Annotated in this window: 11 protein-coding genes and 1 tRNA gene; 10 read left to right on the top strand and 2 right to left on the bottom strand. The window is 61.0% G+C overall.

Translation table 11 applies throughout. From position 1 onward, the window contains the following. Positions 1–23 precede the first annotated feature (23 nt). Positions 24–108: transfer RNA gene (locus tag IFT98_RS17455), tRNA-Leu, on the bottom strand. Positions 109–217: 109 nt separating this feature from the next. On the opposite strand from IFT98_RS17455, the gene queA reads away from it, so the two are divergent. The 6 genes from queA to IFT98_RS17425 all read left to right on the top strand — a co-directional run bounded on the left by queA (position 218) and on the right by IFT98_RS17425 (position 6,320). Continuing rightward, positions 218–1,282 (top strand): tRNA preQ1(34) S-adenosylmethionine ribosyltransferase-isomerase QueA, encoded by a 1,065-nt coding sequence (gene queA, locus IFT98_RS17450; RefSeq protein ID WP_192050551.1) that lies wholly within the window; start codon positions 218–220, stop codon positions 1,280–1,282. 14 nt (positions 1,283–1,296) lie between these two features. Beyond that, positions 1,297–2,412 (top strand): tRNA guanosine(34) transglycosylase Tgt, encoded by a 1,116-nt coding sequence (gene tgt, locus IFT98_RS17445; protein WP_163007623.1) that lies wholly within the window; start codon positions 1,297–1,299, stop codon positions 2,410–2,412. A 51-nt stretch (positions 2,413–2,463) separates the two neighbouring features. Beyond that, positions 2,464–2,799 carry a preprotein translocase subunit YajC gene (gene yajC / locus IFT98_RS17440; RefSeq protein ID WP_122479568.1) on the top strand — a complete coding sequence of 112 codons (336 nt, stop codon included), beginning with the start codon at positions 2,464–2,466 and terminating at the stop codon, positions 2,797–2,799. A 62-nt stretch (positions 2,800–2,861) separates the two neighbouring features. Further along, positions 2,862–4,730 (top strand): protein translocase subunit SecD, encoded by a 1,869-nt coding sequence (secD, locus tag IFT98_RS17435; RefSeq protein ID WP_192050553.1) that lies wholly within the window; start codon positions 2,862–2,864, stop codon positions 4,728–4,730. Positions 4,731–4,739: 9 nt separating this feature from the next. Beyond that, entirely contained in the window at positions 4,740–5,651 is a 912-nt protein-coding gene (gene secF / locus IFT98_RS17430; protein ID WP_192050555.1) for a protein translocase subunit SecF, read from the top strand. Positions 5,652–5,771: 120 nt separating this feature from the next. Further along, positions 5,772–6,320 carry a glycine zipper 2TM domain-containing protein gene (locus IFT98_RS17425; protein ID WP_192050556.1) on the top strand — a complete coding sequence of 183 codons (549 nt, stop codon included), beginning with the start codon at positions 5,772–5,774 and terminating at the stop codon, positions 6,318–6,320. Here the strand turns inward: IFT98_RS17425 and IFT98_RS17420 are convergent. Continuing rightward, entirely contained in the window at positions 6,305–7,261 is a 957-nt protein-coding gene (locus IFT98_RS17420) for a LysR family transcriptional regulator (RefSeq protein WP_192050558.1), read from the bottom strand. The two genes, IFT98_RS17425 and IFT98_RS17420, sit on opposite strands and share 16 nt — an antisense overlap. 511 nt (positions 7,262–7,772) lie before the next feature. On the opposite strand from IFT98_RS17420, the gene IFT98_RS17415 reads away from it, so the two are divergent. The 4 genes from IFT98_RS17415 (at position 7,773) to IFT98_RS17400 (ending at position 11,858) form a co-directional block, all read left to right on the top strand. Continuing rightward, positions 7,773–9,293: an amino acid ABC transporter permease/ATP-binding protein gene (locus IFT98_RS17415; RefSeq protein WP_192050560.1), complete on the top strand. Its 1,521-nt coding sequence runs from the start codon at positions 7,773–7,775 to the stop codon at positions 9,291–9,293. A gap of 29 nt (positions 9,294–9,322) precedes the next feature. Continuing rightward, positions 9,323–10,195 (top strand): phytanoyl-CoA dioxygenase family protein, encoded by an 873-nt coding sequence (locus IFT98_RS17410; RefSeq protein WP_192050562.1) that lies wholly within the window; start codon positions 9,323–9,325, stop codon positions 10,193–10,195. Between the two features lie 25 nt (positions 10,196–10,220). Next, entirely contained in the window at positions 10,221–11,054 is an 834-nt protein-coding gene (locus tag IFT98_RS17405) for a transporter substrate-binding domain-containing protein (RefSeq protein WP_192050563.1), read from the top strand. Between the two features lie 72 nt (positions 11,055–11,126). After that, positions 11,127–11,858, top strand: a complete 732-nt coding sequence (locus IFT98_RS17400) for a class II aldolase and adducin N-terminal domain-containing protein (protein ID WP_122713496.1) — start codon at positions 11,127–11,129, stop codon at positions 11,856–11,858. Positions 11,859–11,914 lie beyond the last annotated feature (56 nt).

Here is an 11,914-nt window from a genome sequence, read left to right as displayed (position 1 = left end):
TCGTGAAGGTCTTTTTTCTGATTTGGTGCCCCGAGGGAGACTCGAACTCCCACTCCTTTCGAAAACGGATTTTGAATCCGCCGCGTCTACCAATTCCGCCATCAGGGCTTACAGGCGGCGAAGTATAGAGATGGCGCGACCACCGGTCAATCAGCTTTCATGGTCAATTTTGCAGATTTTTGCTAGAATTTTCAGCCCTATACAGCCGAACCCTATCATGCGCGTCGCCGATTTCTCTTTCGAGCTTCCTGATTCCCTGATCGCTCGCCATCCGTTGGCAGAGCGCCATGGCAGCCGCCTGTTGGTCCTCGATGGGCCGTCCGGTGCGCTGGATCATCGTCAATTCACCGATCTACCCGGTTTTCTCAGGCCAGGCGACCTGATGGTGTTCAACAATACCCGAGTGATTCCGGCGCGGGTGTTTGGCCAGAAGGCGTCGGGGGGCAAGCTGGAGATTCTGGTCGAGCGCGTGCTGGACAGCCATCGCGTGCTGGCCCACGTGCGTTCCAGCAAGTCGCCCAAGCCGGGTTCGAAGATCTTGATCGACGGCGGCGGTGAGGCCGAAATGGTCGCGCGGCACGATGCGCTGTTCGAGCTGCGCTTCAATGAAGAAGTACTGCTTCTGCTCGATCGGGTGGGGCACATGCCATTGCCGCCTTATATCGACCGTCCCGACGACAGCGCCGACCGCGAGCGCTATCAGACCGTGTACGCCGAGAAGGCCGGCGCGGTGGCGGCGCCGACGGCGGGGCTGCATTTCGACAAGGCGCTGCTGGCGCAGATCGAGGCGATGGGGGTCCAGACCGCGTTCGTGACGCTGCATGTCGGTGCCGGCACCTTCCAGCCGGTGCGGGTCGAGAAGCTCGAAGACCACCACATGCATAAAGAGTGGCTGGAGGTCAGCCAGGACGTGGTCGATGCGGTGCAGGCGTGCAAGGCCCGCCGTGGTCGAGTGGTGGCGGTAGGCACCACCAGTGTGCGCTCGCTGGAAAGCGCGGCGCGTGACGGCGTATTGAAGCCGTTCAGTGGCGATACCGACATCTTCATCTTTCCTGGGCGGCCGTTCCATGTGGTCGATGCCCTGGTCACCAATTTCCATTTGCCGGAGTCCACGCTGTTGATGCTGGTCTCGGCGTTCGCGGGTTATCCCGAAGCCATGGCGGCCTATGCGGCGGCGGTGGCCAACGAGTACCGCTTCTTCAGTTACGGTGATGCCATGTTCATCACCCGCAATCCGGCGCCTCGCGGTCCCAGCGAAGCCGCGCCAGGGGATCAAGCATGAGTCGCACCTGTCGTATGTCGTTCGAACTGCTGGCAACCGATGGCAAGGCCCGTCGTGGCCGCCTGACTTTCCCGCGTGGCGTGGTGGAAACCCCGGCGTTCATGCCGGTGGGCACCTATGGCACCGTCAAGGGCATGTTGCCGCGCGACATCGAGGCGATCGGTGCGCAAATGATTCTGGGCAACACCTTCCACCTGTGGTTGCGCCCGGGCACTGCGGTGATCAAGGCGCATGGCGACCTGCACGATTTCATGCAGTGGAAAGGGCCGATCCTGACCGACTCCGGTGGGTTCCAGGTGTTCAGCCTGGGCGCCATGCGCAAGATCAAGGAGGAGGGCGTTTATTTTGCGTCCCCCGTCGACGGTTCCAAGGTGTTCATGGGCCCGGAAGAGTCGATGCAGGTCCAGCGCGACCTGGGCTCGGACGTGGTGATGATTTTCGACGAGTGCACGCCTTATCCAGCCGATGAGCACACCGCGCGTACTTCCATGGAGTTGTCGCTGCGCTGGGCGCAACGCTCCAAGGACGCACATGGCGAGAGCACCGCGGCGCTGTTCGGCATCGTTCAGGGCGGCATGCACGAGAACCTGCGCATGCGTTCGCTCGAAGGCCTGGACAAGATCGGTTTCGATGGCCTGGCCATCGGCGGCCTGTCCGTGGGCGAGCCCAAGCATGAAATGATCAAGGTGCTCGACTACCTGCCGGGCCTGATGCCGGCTGACAAACCTCGTTACCTTATGGGGGTAGGCAAACCCGAAGACTTGGTCGAGGGTGTGCGCCGCGGCGTCGACATGTTCGACTGCGTGATGCCGACGCGCAATGCGCGCAACGGGCATCTGTTCATCGACACGGGCGTGCTGAAGATCCGCAATGCGTTTCATCGCCACGATGATTCGCCGCTGGACCCTACCTGCGATTGCTATACCTGCCGCAACTTCTCGCGCGCTTATCTGCATCACTTGGACAAGTGTGGCGAAATGCTCGGTAGCATGTTGAATACCATCCACAATTTGCGTCATTACCAGCTGCTGATGGCTGGTTTGCGCGAGGCTATTCAACAGGGTACATTGGCCGCCTTTGTCGATGCCTTCTATGCCAAGCGCGGGCTGCCCGTGCCGCCCTTGGACTGACCGTTTTATAAAGACTTTAAGTCAATAACTTCTAAGTAACTGGAGCGTTGAATGAGCTTTTTGATCCCCGCCGCTTTCGCGGACGCCGCTGCACCGGCTGCTGGCCCTGCCGGCTCTGGCTTCGAGTGGATTTTCCTGGTCGGTTTCCTGGTCATCTTCTACATGATGATCTGGCGTCCGCAGGCCAAGCGTGCCAAGGAACAGAAAAACCTGCTGGGCAACCTGCAGAAAGGTGACGAAGTGGTCACCAGTGGCGGCATCGCCGGCAAGATCAACAAGGTCACCGACGATTTCGTGGTCATCGAAGTGTCCGACACCGTCGAGCTGAAAATCCAGAAGGGCGCCATCGCCGCGACCCTGCCCAAAGGCACGCTCAAAGCGATCTAAGCTGCAGACTTTTACCCATGTCGGGGCGCGCAAGGCGCCCCGCGTCTTGAACGGGCGGCGTGATGCTGAACAAATACCCTCTGTGGAAATATGTACTGATCCTGGCGGTGCTGGCGATCGGTTTTATCTATTCCGCACCTAATCTCTATCCTGATGATGCGGCCATCCAGGTCAGCGGCGCGAGCACTTCGCTGCAGGTCAATCAGGCGGATCTGGATCGCGTCGGCACGGCACTCACTGCCGCCGGCATCCAGGTCAAATCCGCAACCCTGGCCGAAAACGGCAAGGGCGGTCTGCTGCGCCTGACCAAGGCCGAAGACCAGTTGCCGGCCAAGGATGTCGTGCGCAAGGCGCTGGGCGATGACTACGTGGTGGCCCTGAACCTGGCCCCGACCACGCCGCCGTGGTTGCGCAGCCTGGGTGCGAGCCCAATGAAGCTGGGCCTCGACCTGTCCGGTGGCGTGCACTTCCTGCTCGAAGTCGACATGGACAAGGCGCTCGACGCCCGCATGAAAGTCTACGAAGGCGAAGTCAAGACTCTGCTGCGCAAGGAGCGCGTGCGTTACCGCAGCCTGCCGCAGCAGGATGGCGCCATTCAGCTGGGCTTCAGCGACACTGCTACCCGCGACCAGGCACAAGCCCTGATCCGCAAGAGTTTCACCGATTTCGACCTGACTGCCAGCGAGCGCAGCGAGTTGTCGGTGCTGCGCCTGGCCATGACCCAGGCCAAGGTCGCGGAAATTCGCGAATACTCCATCAAGCAGAACCTGACCACGGTGCGTAACCGGGTCAACGAGCTGGGTGTGGCCGAGCCGCTGGTCCAGCGCCAGGGTGCCAACCGCATCGTGGTCGAGCTGCCGGGCGTGCAGGACACTGCCGAAGCCAAGCGTATCCTCGGCAAGACCGCCAACCTCGAGTTCCGCCTCGGTGCCGGTCCGGATGATTCCAAGGCCACTACCGAGACCTTCGAGTTCCGCGAGGGCAACCGCGCTCCCGCGGCAGTCGAGCGTGGCCTGATCATCACCGGTGACCAGGTGACCGATGCCCAGGCCAGCTTCGACGAACACGGCCAGCCACAGGTGAACATCAAGCTCGATGGCCACGGCGGCGACCTCATGAGCCGCGCCACGCGCAGCAACGTTGGCCGCAGCATGGCGGTGATCTTCATCGAGCAACGCCCGACCACGCGCTACGTCAAGCAGACGGTCAATGGCGTCGAGAAGGACGTTGCGGTTCAGACCTTCACCGAAGAGAAGAAGATCATCAGCCTGGCGACCATCCAGTCGCCGCTGGGCAGCCAGTTCCGCATCACCGGCCTCAATGGCCAGGGTGAGTCATCCGAACTGGCGCTGCTGTTGCGTGCCGGTGGTCTGGCTGCACCGATGTACTTCGCCGAAGAACGTACCATTGGCCCAAGCCTGGGCGCCGACAACATCACCAAGGGTGTCGATGCATCGCTGTGGGGCATGCTGTTCGTCTCGCTGTTCATCATCGCCATCTACCGCTTCTTCGGCGTGATCGCCACCGTGGCACTGGCCTTGAACATGGTCATGCTGCTGGCGCTGATGTCGTTGCTGGGGGCAACCCTGACGCTGCCGGGCATTGCCGGTATCGTGCTGACGATGGGCATGGCGGTGGACGCCAACGTGCTGATCTTCTCGCGCATACGCGAGGAAATCGCCAATGGCATGAGCGTCCAGCGCGCCATTCACGAAGGTTTCGACCGCGCGTACACCGCGATCATCGACGCCAACCTGACGACGCTGCTGGTCGGCGGCATTCTCTTCGCCATGGGCACCGGCCCGGTCAAGGGCTTCGCCGTCACCATGTCCCTCGGGATCTTTACCTCGATGTTCACGGCCATCATGGTGACCCGCGCAATGGTCAACCTGATCTACGGCGGTCGGGACTTCAAGAAGTTGTGGATTTAAGGGGCTGCCATGTTACGTACCATCAACTTCATGGGCGTTCGCAATATTGCGTTCGCCATCACCGTGCTCCTTACCGTGCTGGCGTTGTTCAGCATGTTTCACAAGGGCATGAACTACGGGCTGGACTTCACCGGCGGTACGCTCATCGAGCTGACCTACGAAAAGCCGGCCGACCTGGGCCTGGTGCGTGAAGAACTGGTGAAAGCCGGTTATCACGATGCCGTGGTGCAGAACTTCGGTGCGACCACCGACCTGCTGGTGCGCATGCCGGGTGAAGACCCGCAACTGGGCAACCAGGTCGCGGCGGCGCTGCAGACGGTCGGTGGCGACAACCCGGCCACGGTCAAGCGCGTCGAGTTCGTCGGCCCGCAGGTGGGCGAAGAACTGCGCGACCAGGGCGGCCTCGGCATGCTGCTGGCGCTTGGCGGCGTACTCGTCTACCTGGCGTTCCGTTTCCAGTGGAAATTCGCGGTCGGCGCCATCCTGTCGCTGATTCACGACGTGATCGTCACCGTGGGCCTGTTGTCGTTCTTCCAGATCACCTTCGACCTGACGGTGCTGGCGGCGGTACTGGCCATCATCGGCTACTCGCTCAACGACACCATCGTGGTATTCGACCGGGTTCGCGAGAACTTCCGGGTGATGCGCAAGGCGTCCTTGATCGAAAACATCAACGTGTCCACCACCCAGACGCTGCTGCGAACCGTGGCGACCTCGGTGTCGACCTTGCTGGCCATCGCTGCCCTGATGTTCTTCGGTGGCGACAACCTGTGGGGCTTCTCGCTGGCGCTGTTCATCGGCGTGATGGCCGGTACCTACTCGTCGATCTACATCGCCAACGTGGTACTGATCTGGCTGAACCTGAGCAGCGAGGATCTGATTCCTCCAGTGGCCAAGGACCAGGTCGACGACCGTCCATAACACGTTCGGCTGTCCCTGCGGCAAGGCCCGAAAGGCGCGAGTATTGAACTCGCGCCTTTTTTTATGCTCCAAGGCATGGAAGCGTGGCTTCGTGCCATGATTGTAGTCAGGAGGTTCAAAGTGAATAAATCGTTGCTGATTGGTGCAGTGCTCGGTGCAGTCGGTGTTACCGCCGGAGGCGCCGTTGCAACCTACAGCCTCGTGAACAAGGGCCCCGAGTACGCTGACGTATTGGCCGCAGAGCCGATCAAACAGCAGATCAAGACGCCTCGCGAAGTGTGCAAGGACGTCACCGTGACTCGGCAGAAGGCGGTTCAGGACCAGCATCAGATCGTTGGCAGCGTCCTTGGTGCAGTAGCAGGTGGTTTGCTCGGCAACCAGGTCGGCGGTGGCAACGGCAAGAAGATCGCGACCGTGGCCGGTGCCGTTGGCGGTGGTTATGCGGGCAACAAGGTGCAGGAAGGCATGCAAGGCCGTGATACCTACACCACGACTCAGACGCGCTGCAACACCGTCAACGACATCAGCGACAAGGTCGTCGGCTACAACGTGAAGTACCGGCTCGACGGCAAGGTTGGCCAGGTGCGCATGGATCGTGATCCCGGTTCGCAGATCCCTGTGAACAAGCAGGGTCAGTTGATCCTGAGCGAAAATCAGGCTGGGCAGTAAGCCTCTCGTTCTGCCTGGATTGCAGACGCCGCCGCCCCGGGCGGCGTCAGCTCCACACTCGAACAGTACTCCATGAACAGCCGGGTCGCCCGACTCGGCTGGTTGTTGCGCAGGTGCGCCATCACCAAGGTCGAGGCAGGCATGTCGTCTTCGATCTCCAGGTGAGCCAGCAGCTTGCCGTCGTATGTCATTTGCGTACACGGCCGCGTCACCAGCACTGAAAACCCCAGACCTTGCCCTACCATGCAGCGCACCATTTCAATGGAAGGGGAGCTGTAGGCCACCACTGGCGCATAGCCTTTCTCGGTGAAGATATCCATGAAATAGCTACGGCTGGGCACCGCGTCGAGCAGGATCATCGGCTCGTGGCTCAGGGCCTGCAAGGTAACGGACGCCTGCTGTGCCAGGGGATGCTCGACAGGCAGCAGGGCGTAGGGTTTGTGCGGTGCGTTGAGGGCCTGTTTGTGTATGGTCGTGCCCAATTCCAGATCATAGAGAAAAGCCAGGTCGAAGCGGCCCCGATGCAGGCCATGCATCAGTTCGTGCTGTTCGCCGTCATACAACTGAATGGAAACTTCCGGGTACAGGCTTTTGAATCCGGCTACCAACTTGGGCATATACAAAGGCGCTGCCGATTCGAAACAGCCAATGGCAATGGTGCCTGAAACATTGCCGTTCTCGGCACGTGAATCCTGTTCCAACTCTTGCGACAGTCTCAGCAACTCCTTGGCCTTTTCATAGATCCGGCCGCCGCCAGCGGTGAGTGAAACACCTTGGGCATGATGGCGGACGAACAAAGGCTGGTTGAAGGCTTCTTCCAGGTTCTTGATCGCGACGGAGATCGACGGCTGGGATATATGCAGTTGTCTGGAGGCTTCGGCAATGCTGTCCTGTTCGACGGCTGCCACGAAGTATTTGAGTTGCCGAAGGGTGAAGTGCATCGAGTTCAGCTCCTCGGCAGCGCCGTTCAGTCAGGCGCCGCCTGAATAGGTTTTGCCTATGCGTGCGAAGACCATGCCAGTGCCGAGCTCACTCGGGACTCCAGAGAATGGCGGGGCCCTGAGCACACCCTACGCCTGGCCCCGGCGACTCGATGCAAATGGACTTCTGCAGTGCGGCATTCCGGCGCACCCAATGAATCAAGGCGTGACAGGTGTTTCGCACCAAAAAGTCTCGTACCCAACGAGACCGCAAACAGGTTGCGCTAAAAGCGTGCAGCTGTTTTCAACGCTTTGCAGCAATGCCATCGGATGACGCGAAAGCGCTGCGTACGAAGTTGTTCGCAATGAACACTGCTTAGTTTTTTCCTATGCAAGGGGCTCGAATTTACTAATTTCGGCACGACCTGGCATCAATCATGATGGTTTCAAGACGGGCAGAACGGGCAACGTTCGAAGTTCATATCCGACAGGAAGTCACCCATCACTATTGACCTTGCCGAGCGAGCCGACGATGACGTTTGATTGGAAATACATGTTTGGCCTGCTCAGCGATACCGAGTTCTGGATGGCGGCCTGGACCGTGATTCAACTCAGTGTATTGACCTGGGTCATCAGTATCGTGCTGGGCTTCGTGCTGGCCCTGGCGAAGCAGTCCACCCGTCCATTGATCAATCTGCCAGCGCGCAGCTATATCTGGCTGTTTCGCAGTCTACCGCTGCTGGTGCTGCTGATATTCGTCTACAACTTGCCGCAGGCGATGCCGTCCACATCGGCCGTGCTGGCCAACCCGTTCTGGGCCGGCCTGATCGCGCTGGTGCTCAGTGAAACCGCCTACGTCGCAGAGATCCATCGCGGCGGCCTGCTGTCCATCGCCAAGGGCCAGAGCGAGGCCGCGCGAGCCCTGGGCCTGCGCTTTGCCGGCACTCAATGGCGCATCGTCATTCCCCAGGCATTGCGGGTGGCGCTGCCTTCGCTCACCAATGAATTCATTTCCATCGTCAAGCTCAGCTCGCTGGTGTCGGTGATCTCCTTGACCGAGATCCTCATGGTGGGGCAGCGCCTGTACTCGCAGAACTTTCTGGTCATGGAAACCATGGCCGGGGTGGCGTTCTTCTACGTGCTGATCGTGACCGTGTTCGACTTTCTGCTCAAACGCCTGGAGCGCTATCTGGACGTGACCCAGACCAAGGCCGCGCGCCTGCCCAATGCCGAAGTCCTGCGCCTGGCCACCGAGTACAAGGCCGCCGTGGCGCAGCCAGGCAGTGGCGCGACTGGCCCCGCGCTGCAGGCGACCAAACTGCACAAGGCCTATAACGACGTCGAAGTACTGGGCGCGGTGAGCTTGCAGATCCAGCCGGGTGAAGTGGTGTCAGTCATCGGTCCTTCGGGATCCGGCAAGACCACGCTGATTCGCCTGCTCAACGGCCTGGAGCAGATCGACAACGGTGACATCAAGATCAACGGCAAGCCGTTCATTCACCTGGACCGACAGGGCGCGCAGCCGCAGCGCTATGTGGAGCACGCCGAGCATCGCCTGAACATAGGCATGGTGTTCCAGAGCTTCAACCTGTTCCCGCACATGACCGTGCTCAACAACCTGCTCATGGCTCCGCGTTATCACCGCCTGGCGCCGCTGGCCGATCTCCGGCAGCAGGCCTACGCGCTGCTGCACAAGGTCGGCATGCTCGACCATGCCTGGAAGTATCCGCATCAATTGTCCGGCGGCCAACAGCAACGCGTGGCGATTGCCCGTGCACTGATGATGCGCCCGCAGATCATGCTCTTCGACGAACCGACCTCGGCGCTCGACCCGGAGAAGGTCAACGAGGTGTTGCAGGTCATCGAAGCGCTGGCCAGCGAAGGCATCACCATGATCATCGTGACCCACGAAATGAATTTCGCCTTCAAGGTTTCCGATCGCATCGTCTTCATGGAGAAGGGCCGCGTGGTCTGCGATGACAGCCCGCAGGCGCTGCGTAGCGGGCACAACCCGCGGGTGGAAGCGTTCCTCAAAGATGTCTCGTTGGCCTGAATCCAACCTAACTGGTGCGAGTAGCAAACATGATCGAGCAATGGCAGATAGACCGGTTTCATCAAGATGGCTTTCTGGTCGTGGAGGACGTGCTGGCTGCGCCTGAAGTCGCCGCGCTGCAACAGGACTTCGACCAGTGGGTTCAGGACAGCCGCAGCCAGTCCCTGGCCTGGGGTGAAACGCTGGATGGACGCCCACGCTTCGATGTGGAAAGCGATCACCGCGCGGATCATCCCTCGCTGCGGCGCGTGGCCTCGCCCACCGAGATTTCGCCGGCGTATCGCCAGGCCGCCTTCGCCTCGCGCATGGCCGAGATTGCCGGGCAACTCATCGGCGGTACCGGCACGCGCTTCCACCACAGCAAGATCAACTCCAAGCTGCCGCACACCGCCACCCAGGTGAAATGGCACCAGGATTTCCTGTTTACCCCGCACAGCAACGATGACCTGGTGACGGCGCTGTTGATGGTCAGCGAAGTGACCCCGCAGAACGGCCCGCTCAAGGTCATCCCCGGCAGCCACACAGGCCCGCTGTGGTCGCACTGGCACGACGAGCGTTTTACCGGTGCGGTGGCCGACGCCGTGGTCGATGAGCACTGCCAGGCGCCGGTGGCGTGCTTCGGTCCGCCTGGCTCGGTGTGCTTCATGCACACCCGTCTGCTGCATGCCTCAAGCCCCAACCACACCGAAGATCCGCGAACCCTGTTCATCAGCGTCTACGCCGCCGAGGACGCTTTACCGCTGGCCGACAACCCGCTGCCCAGCGAGCACGCCGGGCGCCTGGTGACCGGGCGCGAGAGCGGCCTGGTGCGCAGCACCGATCACCACGTTCGCCTGCCCCAGAAACCCAAGGGTGCATCGTTTTTCGTCCAGCAGGCCGGTAACGACCTGACGACAGCCTGACTCCATTGACTGCGAGGAATACCCCATGAAATTGCCAAGCCTGATCGTCCGTCCCGTTGCCATGGCCGTGTTCGGCGCCGTCCTGGCTGCCAGTTCATTGAGCGCTTCGGCGTTCCAGCAGCCCGGAAAGATCGTCGCCGGCTCCGACATGACGTTCTTCCCCTACGAGTACATGGAGAAGAACAAACCCGCCGGCTTCGATATCGAATTTCTCGACGGTCTGGCCAAGGTCATGGGCATGACTGCGGAAAACATCGACACGCGTTTTCCCAACCTGATCAGCGGACTGCAGGCCGGACGGTTCGATATCACCAACTCGTCGATGTACATCACCGCTGACCGCCTGAAAGTGATCGACATGGTCCCCTACCTGAAAAGTGGCGAGTCGATTCTTGCGGTGAAGGGCAGTGACTATCAACCCAAGACGCCCGAAGAGTTCTGCGGCCATAAGATCGGCTCCATGGGTGCGACGTCCTGGCTGCAGCAGTTGCAGAAGCTGTCTGCCGAGTACTGCGTGAAGAACGGTCTGCAACCGATCGCCATCAGCGAGTACGGCACCGATCCACAGGCCACCCAGGCCATGCTGGCGCACGCGGTCGAGGCGCAGATCACTGACGCGGCGGTTGCCCGTGGTGTGGTCGACAAGCTGGGCAATCGCGTAGTGATTTCCTCGCAGACCCTGATCTACCCGGTGCTCAACGGTTTCGGCGTGAAGAAGGGCAACGATGCGGTCAGGACTGCGCTGGTCGAAGGCCTGGAAAAGTACAGCAAGACCCCGGAGTACGCCGCCTTGCTGGCCAAGTACAAGTTCCAGGCGCCGACTGCCGATGACATCGCCACATTGATGCCCAAGCCCTGATATCGCGCATCAAGATCAGCCAACAGTGCCCGTGGATCGTCGCGGGTACGTGCCAACGGAGTGCCCAGCGCCATGGCCCTGAGTTTCGAAGAACAGACGCGCGTCGACCTGGCGGCGACGTTCCGTATCATCGCCCACCTGGGCATGCATGAGGCGGTCGCCAACCATTTCAGTGCGGCCATCAGCGCAGACGGCAAGCAGTTCCTGCTCAACCCCAAATGGGTGCATTTTTCCCGCCTGCGGGCCAGCGATCTGTTGCTGCTCGATGCCGACGATGCCGAAGCCGCGCAGCGCCCGGACGTGGATGCCACTGCCTGGTCGATCCACGGCCAGGTTCACCAACGCCTGCCCGATGCCCGTGTGGTGCTGCATCTGCACCCGGTCTACACCACCGCAGTGGCCTGCCTGGCGCAGCCCAGGATCGTGCCGGTCGACCAGAACACGGCGCGCTATTTCAACCGCGTCGCGGTGGATGAGCTCTATGGCGGCATGGCCGATACCAGCGCCGAGGGTGCGCGCCTGGCCAGCCTGCTGCAGGACAAGAGCCGGCTGCTGATGGGCAACCATGGTGTCATCGTCACTGCGCCCACGGTGGGTGAGGCGTTCGATGACATCTGGACCCTGGAGCGTGCCTGCCAGATTCTGGTAACCGCCTGGTCGACCGGTCAGCCGCTCAAGGTGCTAGCCGACGACGTGGCGGAAAAGACTGCGCGGGACTGGGAGAAGATCAGCGATTTTTCCCAGCGCCATTTCGAAGAAATGAAGCACCTGATGATTCAGGCGGATCCCTCGCTGGTGGACTGAACACCTGACATCACTCAAGCGCTCTGCACAGCCTCGCGGGTGCCGCAGGACGCCGT

Origin of the sequence: Pseudomonas sp. CFBP 8770, assembly GCF_014841705.1 — a bacterium.
Lineage (GTDB): Bacteria > Pseudomonadota > Gammaproteobacteria > Pseudomonadales > Pseudomonadaceae > Aquipseudomonas.
This window is presented reverse-complemented; position numbering and strand designations above follow the sequence as displayed.

Excerpts from the sequence above, each read along its gene's own strand:
- IFT98_RS17400 (WP_122713496.1), top strand. The coding sequence starts at position 11,127 with ATGGCCCTGAGTTTCGAAGAACAGACGCGCGTCGACCTGGCGGCGACG.
- tgt (WP_163007623.1), top strand. The coding sequence starts at position 1,297 with ATGTCGTTCGAACTGCTGGCAACCGATGGCAAGGCCCGTCGTGGCCGC.
- secD (WP_192050553.1), top strand. The coding sequence starts at position 2,862 with ATGCTGAACAAATACCCTCTGTGGAAATATGTACTGATCCTGGCGGTG.
- IFT98_RS17415 (WP_192050560.1), top strand. The coding sequence starts at position 7,773 with ATGACGTTTGATTGGAAATACATGTTTGGCCTGCTCAGCGATACCGAG.
- secF (WP_192050555.1), top strand. The coding sequence starts at position 4,740 with ATGTTACGTACCATCAACTTCATGGGCGTTCGCAATATTGCGTTCGCC.
- IFT98_RS17405 (WP_192050563.1), top strand. The coding sequence starts at position 10,221 with ATGAAATTGCCAAGCCTGATCGTCCGTCCCGTTGCCATGGCCGTGTTC.
- IFT98_RS17410 (WP_192050562.1), top strand. The coding sequence starts at position 9,323 with ATGATCGAGCAATGGCAGATAGACCGGTTTCATCAAGATGGCTTTCTG.
- yajC (WP_122479568.1), top strand. The coding sequence starts at position 2,464 with ATGAGCTTTTTGATCCCCGCCGCTTTCGCGGACGCCGCTGCACCGGCT.
- IFT98_RS17420 (WP_192050558.1), bottom strand. The coding sequence starts at position 7,261 with ATGCACTTCACCCTTCGGCAACTCAAATACTTCGTGGCAGCCGTCGAA.
- queA (WP_192050551.1), top strand. The coding sequence starts at position 218 with ATGCGCGTCGCCGATTTCTCTTTCGAGCTTCCTGATTCCCTGATCGCT.